Raw genomic sequence first — 16247 nt, 5'->3', positions numbered from 1 at the left:
TGTGACTCCGATGACCACTGTGACTCCGATGACCACTGCACTCACCGAGACGCCGGCGCGACCGGCCGCTCTGGGTTCACGCCAGCTCGTCGCCGCGCTCCCCGGGGCGCTGCGCAAGCTCGATCCGCGCCTGATGTGGCGCAACCCCGTGATGTTTCTCGTTGAGGTTGGCGCCGTGCTGACGACGCTGCTCGCGGTCGCCGAGCCGTTCCTCGGCGGCCCGGAGCGTTCCGGCGGCTCGGCGGTGCCGGTCACCTTCACCGCGGGGATCGCGATCTGGCTGTGGCTCACGGTGGTCTTCGCGAACCTCGCGGAGGCGGTGGCCGAGGGCCGCGGCAAGGCGCAGGCCGAGAGCCTGCGCGCCACCCGCACCAGCACTCCGGCGCGGCGCGTGGCCGACTACGACTCCGCCGATCCGTCGGCGCTGTCGGCGCGGCTGGTCGAGGTCTCTTCGGCCGAGCTGCAACGGGGAGACGTGATCGTGGCGGAGGCGGGTGATCTGGTGCCGGGTGACGGTGACATCGTCTGGGGCATCGCCTCCATTGACGAGTCGGCGATCACGGGCGAGTCGGCCCCGGTGGTTCGCGAGAGCGGAGGCGACCGCAGCGCGGTCACGGGCGGCACCCGGGTGCTGTCGGACCGGATCGTGGTGCGAATCACCTCCCGCCCGGGCGAGACTTTCGTTGATCGGATGATCGGCCTGGTCGAGGGCGCGTCGCGGCAGAAGACGCCCAACGAGATTGCGCTGGACATCCTTCTCGCGAGCCTGTCGATCGTGTTCGTGGTGGTCGTGCTGACGCTGAACCCGATCGCGTCCGCTGCGGGCGCCTCGGTCAGCGTGCCAGTGCTGGTCGCCCTGCTCGTCTGCCTCATCCCGACCACCATTGGCGCGCTGCTCTCAGCCATCGGCATCGCCGGCATGGACCGGCTGGTGCAGCGCAACGTCCTCGCCATGTCCGGGCGTGCGGTGGAGGCGGCGGGCGATGTCACGACCCTCCTGCTCGATAAGACGGGGACGATCACCTACGGCAACCGCCGGGCCGTCGCGTTCCTCCCGCTGGATGGCGCGGTTGACGCCGACCTCGTGGACGCGGCCGCCGCCTCCTCGCTCAGCGATCCGACGCCCGAGGGGAAATCGATCGTGGATCTCGCGGGCGACCAGGGCCGGCCAGCGGCCGAGCCCGCGCAGGCGCTCGTCGTACCGTTCACTGCGCAGACCCGGATGAGCGGGCTCGACCTGCCGGACGGCTCGTCCATCCGCAAGGGTGCCGGCTCGGCCGTGCGCGCCTGGGTGGAGGAGGAGGGGCCGCTGCCGTCCACGATCGCGGCGCGGCTCACCGTTCTGGTCGACGGCGTCTCGGAGAGCGGAGGCACACCCCTCGTGGTCGCGGTGAAGGACCGCGCCGGAGCGCGCCTCCTGGGTGTCGTGCATCTAAAGGATGTGGTGAAGGACGGGCTTGCAGAGCGCTTCTCTGAGCTGCGGGCAATGGGCATTCGCACCGTGATGATCACGGGCGACAACCCGCTCACGGCCCGCGCGATCGCGGCGGAGGCGGGAGTCGACGACTACCTCGCCGAGGCGACGCCCGAGGACAAGCTCGCGCTGATCCGGCGCGAGCAGGAGGGCGGCGCGCTGGTCGCGATGACCGGCGACGGGACGAACGACGCGCCTGCCCTCGCGCAGGCCGACGTGGGCGTGGCGATGAATACGGGCACCTCGGCGGCGAAGGAGGCCGGGAACATGGTCGACCTCGACTCCGACCCGACCAAGCTCATCGACATCGTGCGGATCGGGAAGCAGTTGCTGATCACCCGCGGGGCGCTCACCACGTTCTCGATCGCGAATGACGTGGCGAAATACTTCGCGATCATCCCGGCGATGTTCGCGGGGGTCTTCCCCGGGCTCGCCGTGCTGAACGTGATGCAGCTGCACTCGCCGGCCTCGGCGATCCTCTCGGCGATTGTGTTCAACGCGCTGGTGATCGTCGTGCTCATCCCGCTCGCCCTGCGCGGAGTCGCCTACCGCCCGGTCGCCGCCTCGCGCATCCTCAGCCGCAACCTGCTGATCTACGGCCTCGGCGGCGTGATCGCCCCGTTCGTCGGCATCAAGCTCGTCGACCTGCTCGTCGCCCCCCTCCCCGGCTTCTAACCCGCCCCAGCACCATGTGAGAAAGAGAGTTCAGATTATGTTGAGAGTTCGTCCGTATGGGGTCGCGGTGCGCGCGATGGTTGTGTTCACCGCGGTGTTGGGGGTGGCGTATCCGGCCGCCGTGTGGGGAGCGGGACAGCTCGCTTTTCCGGCGCAGGCGGGCGGGTCGCTCCTTGTTCAGGGTGGTGAGGTTGTGGGCTCGTCGCTGATCGGCCAGTCGTTCACCGACGCCGACGGGGCGCCGCTGCCGCAGTGGTTCCAGTCGCGCCCCTCCGCCGCGGGGTATGACGCGGGGGCCTCGACCGGCAGTAACCTCGGGCCCGAGAACGCCGATCTCGTCGCGTCGATCCAGGAGCGGCGCGCGTCGATCGCGGCGTTCGAGGGCGTCGATCCGGCAGAGGTGCCGGCCGACGCGCTGACCGCCTCCGGGTCGGGGCTCGACCCCGCCATCAGCCCGGCCTACGCGCTGCTGCAGGTGCCCCGTGTCGCCGCGGCCCGCGGGCTCGACGAGGACGCGGTCCGCACGCTGGTCGAGGCGCGGACCGAGGGGCGGGCGCTTGGCTTCCTCGGCGAGCCGAGCGTGGACGTGCTCGAGCTGAACGTGGCGCTGGCGCGGCTGTGACCCGCCCGGCGGCGCGTCCGGCGGTGCCCCCGGCTCGTAGACTCGCGTTCTGCTCCTCAGACACGTCGGATTCAGCGAGCCGGCGCCGAGCCTGCGAGCGGAAGGTGAGGGGTGGGGCATGAGCACAGGCCGTCTGCGTGTGCTCCTCGGAGCTGCGCCGGGAGTGGGCAAGACGTACACGATGCTCGAGGAGGGCCGTCGGCTCGCCGCCGAGGGCCGCGACGTCGTGGTCGCCGTGGTCGAGACACACGGCCGCTCCGCGACCGCCGCGATGGTCGAGGGCCTCGAGGTCGTGCCGCGCCGCGCCGTCGAGCACCGCGGTGTGCAGCTCGACGAGATGGACCTCGACGCGGTCCTCGCCCGCCGTCCCGACGTTGCTTTGGTCGACGAGCTCGCGCACACCAACGCCCCCGGCTCGCGGCATGAGAAGCGCTGGGAGGACGTGCGGACCCTCCTCGACGCCGGCATCACCGTCTTCTCCACCGTCAACATCCAGCACATCGACTCGCTGAACGATGTCGTGCATGCCATCACCGGAGCGCCGCAGCGCGAGACGATCCCGGATGCAGTGCTGCGCGCCGCCGATCAGATCGAAGTGGTTGATCTCGCCCCCCAGGCCCTGCGCGACCGCCTCGCCGACGGCCGCGTCTACCCGCCCGAGCGGATCGACGCGGCGCTGTCCAACTACTTCCGCCTCGGCAATCTCACCGCCCTGCGCGAACTCGCCCTGCTCTGGCTCGCCGACGAGGTCGACAGCGCCCTGCGCGACTACCGCATCGAGCACGGCATCGACAGCACCTGGGAGGCGCGCGAGCGAGTGGTCGTCACCCTCACCGGCGGGCCGGAGGGCGAGACACTACTGCGGCGAGGCGCTCGGATTGCGGCGCGCGCCTCCGGAGGTGACCTGGTCGCCGTGCACGTGGTGACCCCCGACGGGCTGCGCGCGCCGCGGCCGCACGTGCTCGAAGCTCAGCGTGCGCTGGTCGAGAAGCTCGGCGGCAGCTATCACCAGGTGGTCGGCGAGGACGTGCCGCGCACGCTGGTCGAGTTCGCTCGCTCGGTGAACGCGACGCAGCTCGTGATCGGAGTCAGTCGCCGCAGTCGGCTCGCGTCGGCGCTAACTCCGGGGACTGCGGCGACGGTGATCCGCGAGTCCGGAAACATTGACGTGCACATCGTCAGCCACTCAGCCGCCGGGCGAACGGCCGTGCTGCCGAGGCTCGACGGGGCGCTGACGTGGCGGCGCCGCATCCTGGGCATGGCGCTCGCGCTGACCGGCGGCCCGCTGGTGACCTGGCTGCTCTTGAGCCTGCGCAGCGAGGAGTCGATCACCAGCGACGTGCTTTCCTACCAGCTGCTCGTGGTGCTGGTCGCGCTGGTCGGTGGCATCTGGCCCGCCCTCTTTGCGGCGGTGCTCTCGGGGCTGACGCTCGACTTCTTCTTCGTCAATCCGCTCTACAGGATCACCGTCGACGAACCGCTGCACGCTCTGGCGCTCGTGCTGTACGTGCTCAACGCTGCGCTGGTGAGCGCTGTGGTGGACCGTGCGGCGCGTCGGGCACGCGCGGCGAAGCGCTCCGGGGCGGAGTCGGAGCTGCTCGCAACGATCGCGGGCGGGGTGATCCGCGGGCAGGGGGCGCTCCAGGCGATCCTCGAGCGCGCGCGGGAGGCGTTCGGGCTGATCGGAGTGCGGCTGCTGCGCGACGGCGAGGTCGTCGCCTCCGACGGTGAACCCCGGCCTGACGGTGATCCCGCGCGGATCGCCGTGGGCGAGGGTGCTGTGCTGGAGCTGCACGGTCGCGAGCTGGAGGGGAGCGAGCGGCGGCTAGTGCAGGTGGTCGCGGCGCAGCTCGACTCGGTACTCGAGAACGCGGCGCTCAGCGAGACGGCCAGCTCGCTGGCTCCGCTCGCCGAGACCGACCGGGTGCGCAGCGCCCTGCTCTCGGCGGTCAGCCACGATCTGCGACGCCCGCTCGCCGCCGCGACCGCCGCAGTGAGCGGACTCCGCGCGCCCGACGTGGTCTGGAGTGAGCGCGACCGGGAGGAGCTGCTCGCGACCGCGGACGAAAGCCTGACCGTGCTCGCCGCGCTCGTCACCGATCTGCTCGACGTGACGCGGCTGGAGGCGGGGGCGCTCGCCGTGGCCCTGGCTCCGCTGGACGCTGCCGACGTGGTGCTCCCCGCCCTCGATGAGCTTGGGCTCGGACCCGGAGAAGTCGACCTCGACCTTGATCCGGAGGGCCCGGCGCTGCTCGCGGACGCCGTGCTGTTGCAGCGGGTCGTGGTCAATTTGCTCGCCAACGCGAGTCGATTTGCGCCGGAGGGGACGCGCGTCCGGGTCGCCGCGAGCACCTTCGGCGGGACCGCGCAGCTCCGGATCGTCGACCACGGACCGGGGGTGCCGGCCGAGCGCCGGGCCGAGATTTTCGTGCCGTTCCAGCGGCTCGGCGACGACGACAACCTCACCGGGTTGGGGTTAGGGCTCGCGCTCTCGAAGGGCTTCACGGAGGGGATGGGCGGCACGCTCGAGACGGAGGACACTCCAGGGGGTGGGCTCACGATGGTGGTGACGCTGCCGCTGGCGCCGCAGGGAGCCGACGCCGCTGCGCACGACGACGACGCGGGCGTCGCTCCGCACGAAGACTCCGGAGGAGCCGCATGAAGATCTTGATCGCCGACGACGACCCCCAGATCCTGCGCGCCCTGCGCATTACCCTCACCGCCCGCGGGTACGACGTGGTGACGGCGGGCGACGGCACGGAGGCGATCAACCGCGCAGTGGACGAGCATCCGGACCTGTACATGATCGACCTCGGCATGCCACGGCTCGACGGGGTCGAGGTGATCCACGGGCTGCGCGGCTGGACGAGCGCGCCGATTCTCGTGGTCTCGGGGCGCACGGGAGCCGCCGACAAGGTGGGGGCGCTCGACGCGGGAGCGGACGACTACGTGACGAAGCCGTTCTCGATGGACGAGGTGTTGGCGCGCATCCGGGCTCTGTCGCGCCGCGTGCAGCCGGCCGACGGCGAGCCGCTTGTCGTGATCGGCGAGGTGACGATCGACCTGGTGGCGAAGAGCGCGACGCGCGACGGCGCCTCGGTGCGGCTCACCCCGACGGAGTGGCAGGTGCTCGAGATCCTGATCCGCAATGCGGGCAAGCTGGTCACCCGACGTTCCCTACTGGCCGAGATCTGGGGCCCCGCGCACGTGACTGACACGGGGTATCTCCGCCTGTACATCGCGCAGTTGCGCAAGAAGCTCGAGCCGGACCCCGCGCACCCGCGCTCTCTGCTCACCGAGGCCGGCATGGGCTACCGGTTCGTGCCGGGGGAGTAAGGGCGGTGATCTCGCGGGAGTGACCGCGTCCCTCACGAGGGCGCCTCCTGGATTAGATTCACAGTCAGCTCATCCCGTGCTTCGATTTCTCCTGCGCACAACTCACTCGAGAGTATCGCAGCGATAGCTTCACTACTTCCCGCAACGATTGTGCTGTCGAAGTCGACCTCGGTTGCCACGAACCATGACCGGTCAGAAGGCCACCAGATCGTCGCCCCCCGAGCACTGGCGAAAGGCGCGTCAAAGACGGATCCTCGCAGAAGAAAAAGATCCCTTAACAACCATCTGATCACCGCGGAAGTAGGAGGTGGTGATATGTCTCCCCACCCCTCCCAAACGCCGAACCAACAGTCCTCCGCGGTACGTGTGTGAGTGTGGAGAATGGTAGTCAATCTGCTTAATTCAACTGCCTGAAGCGTCCCTTTTCGAGGGGTGTGCAGAGTGGGTTCACCGGTGAGCGAGACCTTGATGTCCTCCCACTGCGTCGTGGGAGTAAGAACAACGCCCGCTTCCTCGGCAACGGATGCCCAGGTGTCGGGATAGACGCTGTGAAATACTCGTGCGTAGGCAGGAAAGCTCACCGGAACCATCCCGCCTATCGAGAACTGAGGGGGGAGTTGTTCCGTCGGTGACCCACGCTGCATCGGCCGCGCTCGTAGCAGCGTTGATCATGCTTCATTCCCTGGTCTCGACTGCGTTGACGTCAACAATCACCGCGTCGTCAGCGCCGAGGTGTCAGTGCTGTCGGCGAGGAAGGCTCGAACCGACGCCCCAATAGGTGCCGTTCTTGCATGGCCTTGCAGCGTTGGACGAGGCAGACGTGTCGTTGTATCGGTGCGCCCATCCGTTGGCATTGATCGTTCCTTTCACGTGTCCCGAATTGTGAGGGTCATGCACGGCGAGTTTGCACGTGATGACTCTACCCCTGGGTCCTGATGCAGCCTCCGCCGGCGAGGCCAGGCCTCAGCTGACGACTGCGAGTATTGCTGTATTGATGGCGATGAATGTCGAGTGATTGCGTGGCCGCAATGATGTCCCCCTGTTGCTTCAGATAGTTGATGCTTCGATAGTGTCGTCGTTGATCTCATAATGTCCCTTTGGGTGAGAATGATCAACACTCCCGACCGAGGGTCAGTGGCTCGGAGAGGTGCCACAGGTGTACGCGTGTGCACGGTCTCTCGACTGGTGCTGGCGAATTTTCTCTGCTGGCTCAGCGCAGCGACTCCCGCGGTATAAAGGGTGACTGATCTGCCCCGTCTGCCTGCCGTTCTGCGGAGAGCGGCGGGTGCAGGTCGGGCGAAAAGGCGCGAACGGCCGGCGGAACGACACAATATCGTCCTTCTTCGACGCGGCTGCGGTAGTCAATTCGGCACGTCCCGCTTCGATTTCCGGAAAGTAACCGCTTCCCTCCCCAGGCCGTACAGCGAGCGGTTCTCCACAGATCGGCGGTCGGCTCCCCAGTGATGCCGACGGGTACGGCACGCTCGACACAGCGAGCGGAGGAGGTGGTGGCGGTGGTCGTTCCGGACAGTGTGCTCGGCGTGGTGGCGCTCGTGGCGCTGGTCGTGCCCGGGGTTCTCTACGCCTCGGTTCGGGTCTGGGCGGGCGGGTTCCGCTGGACCGACCACAGCGTCTCGGCTCGGCTGTTCGAGGCTGTCCTGGTGAGCATCGCGCTCGATGCGGCCTACCTCGTCGTGGCGGGCGACGAACTGATGCGCTTCGCTGCGGATCCGCGTGCCGCGCTCGTGCGTGAGCCCGCGGCCGTGGGCCGGTGCATCCTGGTGCTCGGCGTGCTGGTGCCGGCGGCGCTGGGGACGGCCCTGCACGTTCGGCTGCGGTGGTGGCGGCCGCCGTGGCAGGTGCTGCGGGTGCGCGGGCTCCGCTGGGTGCGGGTGCCGGCGGGACGCTCGACGGCGTACGAAAGCGTGCCGACGGCGTGGGACAAGGTGGCACCGAGGATGAGGGACACCTGGGTGCGCGTGCAACTGCCGGACGGGCGACGAGTCGGTGGCTGGATCTCGGTGGCCAGTTTCGCGTCCACCTACCCCCGATCTCGCGACATCTACATCCAGGAGCAGTTCGAGGTTCTTCCTAACGGGTCCTTCGGTGCCAGAATTGACGGCACCCGTGGAGTGTGGCTCTCGGTGCCCGATCAGTCCGTCGTCGAGTGGATCGAGAAGGCCGCCCCGCGTGCTGAGGAGGAGGAACCATGACCGACAAGACTCCCGTGATGTACGGATCGATGGCCCGCGGCTACCCGCCCGCCTACGGCCACCCCGCCCCGGCCACTCCGCCGCCGGGACGCTCGGGCATCTACGTGCCGCCGTCGCACCCCGGAGCGGCGCCCGAGAAGAAGTAGCGGGCCCGCCGGGGTCTGCTCCGCCGGGCGGACGAGAATAGAGGCACCCCAGCGAAGGAGACCACCGTGGATCAGCCGCGCATGAACGTCGAATCGTTCAACCTCGATCACCGCACCGTCGCCGCGCCCTACGTGCGCCTCGCCGACGCGAAGACGCTGCCCGGAGGCGATCACCTCGTCAAGTACGACGTGCGCTTCACCCAGCCCAACCGCGCCCACCTCGAGATGCCGACCGTGCACTCGCTCGAGCACCTGTTCGCCGAGAAGTCTCGCAACCACTCCGACCGCGTCGTGGACTTCTCGCCGATGGGCTGCCAGACCGGCTTCTACCTGATCCTCTCCGGCGAACCGGAGCTCTCCGAGGTCCTGGGACTGGTCGAAGCCACGCTGCAGGACATCACGGAGGCCGACGAGGTCCCGGCGGCCAACGAAACCCAGTGCGGCTGGGGCGCCCACCACTCGCTCGAAGGGGCGCAGGAGGCAGCGCGCACGTTCCTCGCGCACCGCTCCGAGTGGGAGACGGTTACGGCGTGAGTGCGGCGATCGTCCTGGTGGCGATGGACGAGGAGGCGGCGCCATTCCTCGCAGCGGCGGTCCGCGCCTCCGAGCCGCGCGCCGTCGGCAACGCGCTGCAGTGGGAGCTTGAGGTCGACTCCCGCCCGGTGCTGCTCGTGCGCACCGGGATTGGCCTGGTCAACGCCGCTGGGGGACTCACCGCCGCGATCCTGCATGAGGGCGGCGACCGGCCCCTCGTGGTCAGCGCGGGGACGGCCGGCGGACTGGGTGCCGACGTGCGCGTGGGCGACGTAGTGATCGGCGCCGAGTACGTGCAGACCGACGCCGACGCGCGCGCCTTCGGATACGCGCTCGGCCAGGTGCCGGGAATGCCCGCGCGCTACTCCGGCCACGCGGCGGCGCTCGCCGCGGAACTTTCGCCGATGATGCCGGACGGCTCAGCGATCGCGGTGCGGCGGGGCCTCATCGTCTCCGGCGACACCTTCGTCTCGGGCGAGCACGTCGAGCGGGTCCGGAGCGACTTCCCCGGCGCACTGGCGACCGACATGGAGTCGGTGGCGCTGGCCCAGACGGCGCACGTGCACGGGCTCGCGTTCGTCTCCGTCCGCGGCATCTCGGACCTCTGCGCGCCCGGTGAGTTTGAGGCGCACGTGGACGATGCCGCCGACCGCTCGATGGCCGTCGTGCGGGCGCTGCTCGGCGCACTCGCCTAGCGCCGAGACGGCCCGCTCTCGCGGAGGTGCCGCGCAGGAAGCGGCACCTCCGCGAGAGCGGGCCGTCCGGGCGGTGTCTACCGGCTGGCGGAAGTGTCAGTCGTTGCCGACGTGCTGGTCGCCGGCCTCCTGGGCCTTATCGACCTGCCCGGAGAACTTCCCGCCGGTTGCCGAGTCGGCGGCGTCCCCGGCCTTGTCGAGCCCCTTATCGGTCAGCTCCTCGCCCTTGTCGCTGTTTGCCGCGTTCTTCGCCTTGTCGGCGAGTCCTCCGAGATCCACCATGGGAGCCGTTCCTTCCGTCGATGAGAGCCCGTCGAGCGGCGGGCCCAGGCCAGTCTCCGCCGCCGCGACTGCCATCGCGCGGGGTTGCGAAGCCGCCCCGGCCGGGTGCACCCTCCGCCCGAGAGCCTCGCACCGGTAGGAGGGGCGGCTACGCCTCCCTGACCACGCCCCCTGAGACACGCCACTGGCGGGTCAGCTGCACGGTCTCGAGCATGCGGCGGTCATGAGTGACCAGTAGCAGGGTGCCCTCGTAGGCCTCGAGCGCCTCCTCAAGCTGCTCGATCGCGGCGAGATCGAGGTGGTTCGTCGGCTCGTCGAGCACCAGGAGGTTCGTGCCGCGCGCCTGAAGCAGGGCGAGTGCCGCACGGGTCCGCTCGCCCGGCGAGAGTTCGCTGACGCGGCGGTTGACGTGGTCGGACTTCAGCCCGAACTTCGCCAGCAGCGTGCGGACCTCGGCGGTCGGCCACTCGGGCACCAGCGCCTCGAACGCGTCGGCGAGCGGCACCTCGGAGGCGAGCATCGCCCGCGCCTGGTCGATCTCGCCGATCGCGACGCTCGCGCCGAGTGACGCCGTGCCCTCCTCCGGCTCGGAGCGGCCCAACAGCAGCGAGAGGAGCGTCGACTTGCCTGCGCCGTTGGGCCCGGTGATGCCGATCCGATCGCCCGCGTCGACCTGGAGCGATACCGGCCCGAGCGTGAACGTGCCGCGCCGGGCCACCGCGCCATTGAGCGTCGAGACCACCGAGCTCGAGCGCGGTGCACTGCCGATCGTGAAGGCGAGCTGCCACTCCTTGCGCGGCTCCTCCACCTCCTCGAGGCGTGCGATGCGGCTTTCCATCTGCCGCACCTTCTGCGCCTGCTTCTCGCTCGACTCGACAGAGGCTTTGCGCCGGATCTTGTCGTTGTCCGGCGCTTTCTTCATCGCGTTGCGGACGCCCTGGCTCGACCACTCGCGCTGGGTCCGGGCGCGCGAGACCAGGTCTGCCTTCTGCTCCGCGAAGTCCTCGTACTTCTCGCGACGCTGGCGGCGCGCGGTCTCGCGCTCCTCCAGGAACGCGTCATAGCCGCCTCCGTAGACCCGGTTGGTGCCCTGGGCGAGGTCGAGTTCGAGCACCCGGGTGACGCTGCGGGCGAGAAACTCGCGGTCATGGCTGACCAGGACTGCCCCACCGCGAAGTCCGCGAACGAAGGCTTCGAGGCGCTCCAGCCCGTCGAGGTCGAGATCGTTCGTCGGCTCGTCGAGCAGCACGATGTCATAGCGCGAGAGCAGCAGGGCGGCGAGCCCGACGCGTGCTGCTTGCCCGCCCGAGAGCGACGTCATCGAGGAGGAGGAGACCGCGGTGCCGAGCGCGAGGCCCAACTCCGCCAGCACCACCGGCACTCGCTCGTCGAGGTCGGCCGCTCCGCTGGCCAGCCAGCGGTCGAGGGCGAGGGCGTAGCGGTCGGCGACCGAGCCGTCCGGGTCGGGGTCGGCGAGGGCGGAGGCGGCGGCGTCGAGTTCGACGGAAGCCTCGGCGCAGCCGGTGCGGCGGGCGATGTACCCGGCGACGGTCTCGCCCTCGCGGCGCTCGTGTTCCTGCGGCAGCCACCCGACGAAGGCGTCGCCGGGGGCGAGCACCACGCTGCCCTCGAGCGGAGGAGTCTCACCGGCGAGGATGCGCAGGAGGGTGGACTTGCCGGCTCCGTTCGCTCCGACGACGCCGACCACATCCCCGGGGGCGACCGTCAGGTCGAGGTGGTCGAACAGGGTGCGGTGCGCGTAGCCTCCGGAGAGGTCTTTGGCGACGAGAGTGGCGGTCACGGCTCCAGCGTAGGCGGGCCCCCCTTGCTAGAAGGTCACGTAATCAGCCGGTCTAGGATGGGCAAATGAGTGACACGAGCCTCCGCAGCGGCGCGGGGTACTGGTATCCCGACGAGTCATCGACCCGCCGCGCCGTCGAGGTGCTGAGCGCCATGCGCGCCTACCGCACGTCCGAGATGTCGATGCGGCGCCGCACGCGCGAGCGGATGGCGATGGGCGAGACCGATCTCGTCGCGGTGCAGTACCTCCTCCGTCAGCAGCGCAGCGGTGTCCTCGTTACCGGCAAGGATTTGGCCAGTCACCTCTCGATTTCGTCCGCGTCGACCACGGTGCTGATCGACCGGCTGGTCCGCAGCGGTCACCTCCTTCGTAAGCCGCACCCCACGGATCGCCGCGGGATTGTCGTCGAGGCGACCGCTGATAGCGACCAACAAGTCCGCGCGACGCTGCAGGAGATGCATCGCCGGATGCTAGAGATTGCCGAGGGCCTTGATGCAGCTGAGGCTGAGGTCGTCGTGAACTTTCTTCGCCGAATGAGTGCCGCCGTTGACGAGATGGACGTGGAAGACGAGCACCATACGGTCGGCGCTGCCCCCGCGAAAGCCCCTAGAGGTAATTAGTTAGATGGCCTAGTGACTATCGTCAGGGCCTCTAGTCTGACCAAATGGGTCAATTCCTTTACGGCACTCCGCCTGCCGTCATCGAGATCGAGGATCGGACCCTGGCCCACCTTCAGATAGTGGTCTACGCCAAGTTCCGCCGCGACGAGCGCTTTAGCCTCACCCTCGACTCGATGCCCGAGGGCGCCCGCGGGCGGCATTCCTTCTGGATGAACCCGAACATCGCGCTCCAGTTCCACTTCTCCGGCAGCCGTCAGCCGACGATCAATCCCGGCTGGGTGGAGCTGCTGATGGATGCGGCGAACAGTGGCGGCGGGCTGCGTCTGCTCCCCGAACCACCGTTCTGACGCCGATCAGCCTGACCCCGCGGCGTGCCGAGCCCCCGCGTCTCCTAGGGTGGAGCGAGCGCCACCGGCGCGCGGGAGGCGGCAACATGCGGAAAACGGCTCTCGAAGCTACGGCACTGATCGTCGCGATCATCCTGACCGGCTGTACGGCGCCCGCACCGGCCCCCACCGTCACGGTGACCGTCTTCGCGACCGCTACACCGACACCGACTCACGCAAGCCCTGGCCCGACCGTGACCGCGCCGCTTCCGCAGTCGACCGCGACCGTCTACGCTCCGGCTCCGGAGGCGACCGTCACCTTCACGCCGAACCCGACTCCGAACATCCCCGAGACGGCCACCGCGACCGACATCGGCGCGGTCCCCGGAGCGACCGGTGAGCCCACGCGCAACGGCGCGGGCGAGATCCTGAGCTACACGGTGGTGCAGGGCGACACCTTCTTCGACATCGCCCAGCGCTTCACCATTCCGGTGCAGCAGTTGCTGCGGATGAACCCGAAGGTCGCCGGAGCGGGCGAGGCCGTCTACATCGGCTCGGTCGTGAACCTCGACGCGAGCACCCTGGGGTAGTTCGCCCGCGGGCTACTGCGATTTCGGCAGCACGTGGAAGGCGACCGCGAGCGATCCGGAGATCATCACGATGCCGCCGAAGAAGAGGAAGCCGGCGATGTCGGGCAGCAGGAACGAGTTGCCGAGAACGAGGATCCCGCCGAGGAACAGCACGAACGAGAGGACGACGCCCAGACCAGTCATGCGTTCATCGTACGCAGGTCAGGGAAGCAGGAGATTCGCCAGCTCGTCGGCGCCGGTCACTCTCGCGATCGTGCCGACCGCCTCGAGCGGTGAACCGTAGCCCCACTCGACCATGATCGTGGGCACCCGGTGCGCCGCGGCGCCCTGCACGTCGTGCTCGCGATCACCCACCATGACGGGCGCAGAGAGGTCGACGCCGAGGGCGCGGAGCCGACGCAGCGCCTCCTCGATCACGTCCGCTTTCGCGCTGCGCACCTCGTCTTCGGAGGCACCGCAGATCACCGTGAAGTACTGAGCGAGCCCGTAGTGCTCGAGGATCCGCGTGGCGGCCGACTCCGGCTTCGATGTCGCGAGCGAGAGCGGGATGCCCGCCTGGGCGATGCGTGCGAGAACGCCAGGCAGCCCCGGATAGACAGAGGAGTCGAACAGGCCGCCGGCGTTGTAGCGGCGGCGGTAGACCGCCAGGGCGGCCTGCGCCTCGTCGACGCTCATCCCGCCGAGTGCGCGGAACGCCTCGAGCAGCGGCGGACCGACGTAGGCCAGCAGCTCGGCCGGAGCGGGCACGGGGCGGCCGAGCTCGACGAAAGTGTCGACGAGAGTGCCGGTGATGCCGGGGGCGGAGTCGGTGATCGTGCCGTCGAGGTCGAAGAGGATGCAGGACCAGGTCCCGGCGCGCTCGTCGACGCTGGTAGCGGCGAGGGTCGTATCGGACATGACGGGCTCCTGACCTCGGGGGACACGGTGATGCCGGCGCTGTCCCGCCGGGGAGCACACTCTACGGCCGTTCGGTGTCGAGGGCCCTTTCAACGAAGGAGCGGGCCACGACCTGCGCGAGCGATCCGGGGTCGAGCTGCACGGCGACGAAGTCGGCGGTGTCGATGAGGGCGAACGCCTCGCGGCCCGGGAGGACGAGCATCTGCACTCGCGGGTGCTGCGCACGGGGGACTGCGGTGCGGACTTCGTCGGTGGAGGTGAACAGCGGCAGAACCTGTTCGCCGGTGGTCGTCGCGACGGTGCGCACGTGCGGGATTCTGCCCGGTTGCGAGCCGGTCACGTCGACCACGAGCGAGCCTTCGAGGCATGTGGTGAGGAGGAGATCGACGGCGGCAGTGGTCGGTGAAGCCACCAATGCCTCAAGTGCCTCTCTTGCCGGAGTATTACGGTAAGAGCCGGGATGCGCCAGTCGTGCAGGGGGTCCGCCTCGTCGAGCCATGACTCCACGCTAACGAACATTCGTCCTTCGTTCGGAATCCTCCCCGACTCCGAGCGGCAGTCTGAGCCTTCTATCAGGACACTGTGTCGACTAATCGGTGGCTGGGGTGAAGTCGTGGCCGCACCCGATTAGCCTCTTTTATCCTGGACATTTCCTCGACCGTGGCGCGTGAATGGACCGAAAAGCGCCATGCATCCCACATCATCTTCTCGGAGGGGGTAATGTTTCCTCCGGCACGCACTACTACAGGTCGGCCCCGAGCACTCCAGGAGGAGAAGTGGCACAGAAGATCACTCTTGTCGACGATATCGACGGAACCCCTATCGAATCCGGTGACGGCGGCACCGTCCGCTTCGGTATCGAGGGCACGAACTACGAGATCGATCTCGGTCCTAAGAACATCACCGAGTTGCACTCGGCCCTCGAGAAGTTCGTCTCCAACGGCCGTCGTCTTGGTGCACGTTCTGGCGCCGCCGGTACGACGGGCCCCGCGCCCAAGAGCGACCCCAAGCAGCTCAAGGCGATCCGCGAGTGGGCGAACGCGAACGGTTACCAGGTCTCCGACCGCGGACGCATCCCCGCCGAGGTCCAGGCCGCGTACCAGGCAGCCAACAAGTAATCTCGCATCGGGTTCGCTCCCGAGACGAGGAGGGCCCCCGAGGAGTGATCCCCGGGGGCTTTCCTCGTGACCGAACCGCCCGTGCCGATTCCGGCTTGTGTGGACTCTGGCTCGTGTGGACTCTGGCTCGTGTGGACTCTGGCTCGTGTGGACTCTGGCTCGCGCCGATTCTGGCTGGTGCCGACTCCGGCCGGTACTGACTCAGGCCCGTTCCCACTCAGAACAGGCGGGTGTGCGAATCGTCGATCCCGCGCATCGTCTCGTAATCGAGGACGACACAGCGGATACCCCGGTCCTCGGCGAGAGTGCGCGCTTGCGGCTTGATCTCCTGTGCCGCGAAGACTCCCCTGACCGGTGCGAGATGCGGATCGCGATTCATCAACTCGAGATAGCGAGTCAGCTGCTCCACTCCGTCGATCTCGCCGCGGCGCTTGATCTCGACGGCGACAGCCGCTCCGCGGGAATCCCGAGCGAGGATGTCGACGGGTCCGATCGCCGTCATGTACTCGCGTCGGACGAGAGTGTGGCCCTCACCGAGAAGGTCGATCTGCTCTGCGAGGAGCCGTTGCAGATGCGCCTCGACTCCGTCTTTCACGAGTCCTGGATCGACGCCGAGTTCGTGGGCCGAATCGTGCAGGACCTCGTGGATCGAGACGACGAGGGCGTCCCCGGTCTTGCGATGCGCGACGGTCCACTGCTGCGTGACTCCGCTCGCCCGGGCCTCGTCGTCGGGTTCGCCGGTGATCAGGGTGCAGGGCGGGCTCATCCAGTTCAGCGGCTTATAGGAGCCGCCGTCGGAGTGGATGAGGACGCTCCCGTCGGCCTTGACCAGCAGGAGTCGGGTGGCGAGCGGGAGGTGGGCGCTGAGACGGCCGGTGTAGTCGACGGAGCAGCGCGCGATGACGAGACGCACCCGTC

Annotated in this window: 18 protein-coding genes; 12 read left to right on the top strand and 6 right to left on the bottom strand. The window is 68.8% G+C overall.

The features are described from left to right. Positions 1-28 precede the first annotated feature (28 nt). The 8 genes from kdpB (at position 29) to mtnN (ending at position 9695) form a co-directional block, all read left to right on the top strand. Positions 29-2149 (top strand): potassium-transporting ATPase subunit KdpB, encoded by a 2121-nt coding sequence (kdpB, locus tag HRF29_RS09615; RefSeq protein WP_246226927.1) that lies wholly within the window; start codon positions 29-31, stop codon positions 2147-2149. A gap of 37 nt (positions 2150-2186) precedes the next feature. After that, positions 2187-2771, top strand: a complete 585-nt coding sequence (kdpC, locus tag HRF29_RS09610) for a potassium-transporting ATPase subunit KdpC (RefSeq protein WP_173248211.1) — start codon at positions 2187-2189, stop codon at positions 2769-2771. Between the two features lie 118 nt (positions 2772-2889). Then, the gene (locus HRF29_RS09605) at positions 2890-5433 is read left to right on the top strand and encodes a sensor histidine kinase (protein WP_173248209.1); all 2544 of its coding nucleotides are present in this window, start codon (positions 2890-2892) and stop codon (positions 5431-5433) included. Further along, complete coding sequence (locus HRF29_RS09600) at positions 5430-6107, top strand: response regulator (RefSeq protein ID WP_173248207.1); 678 nt, start codon at positions 5430-5432, stop codon at positions 6105-6107. The genes HRF29_RS09605 and HRF29_RS09600 overlap by 4 nt, the downstream gene beginning before the upstream one ends. Before the next feature lie 1463 nt (positions 6108-7570). Beyond that, on the top strand, positions 7571-8320 hold the full coding sequence (locus HRF29_RS09595) for a DUF6338 family protein (RefSeq protein WP_222929635.1): 750 nt from the start codon (positions 7571-7573) through the stop codon (positions 8318-8320). Continuing rightward, complete coding sequence (locus HRF29_RS09590) at positions 8317-8466, top strand: hypothetical protein (protein WP_173248203.1); 150 nt, start codon at positions 8317-8319, stop codon at positions 8464-8466. The genes HRF29_RS09595 and HRF29_RS09590 overlap by 4 nt, the downstream gene beginning before the upstream one ends. Before the next feature lie 81 nt (positions 8467-8547). Continuing rightward, positions 8548-9000 (top strand): S-ribosylhomocysteine lyase, encoded by a 453-nt coding sequence (locus HRF29_RS09585; RefSeq protein WP_173248681.1) that lies wholly within the window; start codon positions 8548-8550, stop codon positions 8998-9000. Then, entirely contained in the window at positions 8997-9695 is a 699-nt protein-coding gene (mtnN, locus tag HRF29_RS09580; RefSeq protein ID WP_343043709.1) for a 5'-methylthioadenosine/S-adenosylhomocysteine nucleosidase, read from the top strand. Before HRF29_RS09585 ends, mtnN begins: the two co-directional genes overlap by 4 nt. Positions 9696-9791: 96 nt before the next feature. On the opposite strand, the gene HRF29_RS09575 is transcribed toward mtnN, so the two are convergent. Together HRF29_RS09575 and HRF29_RS09570 are read right to left on the bottom strand one after the other, a co-directional pair. Next, positions 9792-9977: an antitoxin gene (locus HRF29_RS09575; protein WP_173248201.1), complete on the bottom strand. Its 186-nt coding sequence runs from the start codon at positions 9975-9977 to the stop codon at positions 9792-9794. A gap of 148 nt (positions 9978-10125) precedes the next feature. After that, positions 10126-11778: an ATP-binding cassette domain-containing protein gene (locus HRF29_RS09570; RefSeq protein ID WP_173248199.1), complete on the bottom strand. Its 1653-nt coding sequence runs from the start codon at positions 11776-11778 to the stop codon at positions 10126-10128. Positions 11779-11843: 65 nt separating this feature from the next. Here HRF29_RS09570 and HRF29_RS09565 point away from each other — a divergent pair, with 65 nt between their 5' ends. The 3 genes from HRF29_RS09565 (at position 11844) to HRF29_RS09555 (ending at position 13314) form a co-directional block, all read left to right on the top strand. After that, the gene (locus HRF29_RS09565; protein ID WP_173248197.1) at positions 11844-12398 is read left to right on the top strand and encodes a MarR family winged helix-turn-helix transcriptional regulator; all 555 of its coding nucleotides are present in this window, start codon (positions 11844-11846) and stop codon (positions 12396-12398) included. Positions 12399-12442: 44 nt separating this feature from the next. Beyond that, positions 12443-12745, top strand: coding sequence for a DUF7882 family protein (locus HRF29_RS09560; protein ID WP_173248195.1), 303 nt, complete (start codon positions 12443-12445; stop codon positions 12743-12745). Between the two features lie 86 nt (positions 12746-12831). Further along, on the top strand, positions 12832-13314 hold the full coding sequence (locus tag HRF29_RS09555; protein ID WP_173248193.1) for a LysM peptidoglycan-binding domain-containing protein: 483 nt from the start codon (positions 12832-12834) through the stop codon (positions 13312-13314). A gap of 12 nt (positions 13315-13326) precedes the next feature. Here HRF29_RS09555 and HRF29_RS09550 read toward each other — a convergent pair whose 3' ends face one another. From HRF29_RS09550 to HRF29_RS09540, 3 genes are all read right to left on the bottom strand, one after another. Then, the gene (locus HRF29_RS09550) at positions 13327-13497 is read right to left on the bottom strand and encodes a hypothetical protein (RefSeq protein WP_160487398.1); all 171 of its coding nucleotides are present in this window, start codon (positions 13495-13497) and stop codon (positions 13327-13329) included. Positions 13498-13515: 18 nt separating this feature from the next. Continuing rightward, the gene (locus HRF29_RS09545) at positions 13516-14211 is read right to left on the bottom strand and encodes an HAD hydrolase-like protein (protein ID WP_173248191.1); all 696 of its coding nucleotides are present in this window, start codon (positions 14209-14211) and stop codon (positions 13516-13518) included. A 61-nt stretch (positions 14212-14272) separates the two neighbouring features. Continuing rightward, positions 14273-14710, bottom strand: coding sequence for an SseB family protein (locus HRF29_RS09540; protein WP_173248189.1), 438 nt, complete (start codon positions 14708-14710; stop codon positions 14273-14275). 277 nt (positions 14711-14987) lie between these two features. Here HRF29_RS09540 and HRF29_RS09535 point away from each other — a divergent pair, with 277 nt between their 5' ends. After that, positions 14988-15329, top strand: coding sequence for an Lsr2 dimerization domain-containing protein (locus HRF29_RS09535; RefSeq protein WP_173248187.1), 342 nt, complete (start codon positions 14988-14990; stop codon positions 15327-15329). Positions 15330-15546: 217 nt separating this feature from the next. Here HRF29_RS09535 and nucS read toward each other — a convergent pair whose 3' ends face one another. After that, positions 15547-16242, bottom strand: coding sequence for an endonuclease NucS (nucS, locus tag HRF29_RS09530; protein ID WP_173248185.1), 696 nt, complete (start codon positions 16240-16242; stop codon positions 15547-15549). Between the last annotated feature and the right edge of the window lie 5 nt (positions 16243-16247).

The organism is Rathayibacter agropyri (assembly GCF_013249015.1).
Taxonomy (GTDB): Bacteria; Actinomycetota; Actinomycetes; order Actinomycetales; family Microbacteriaceae; genus Rathayibacter; species Rathayibacter agropyri.
Note: the sequence above shows the minus strand (reverse complement) of the source record. Positions and strands in the feature narration are given on the sequence as shown.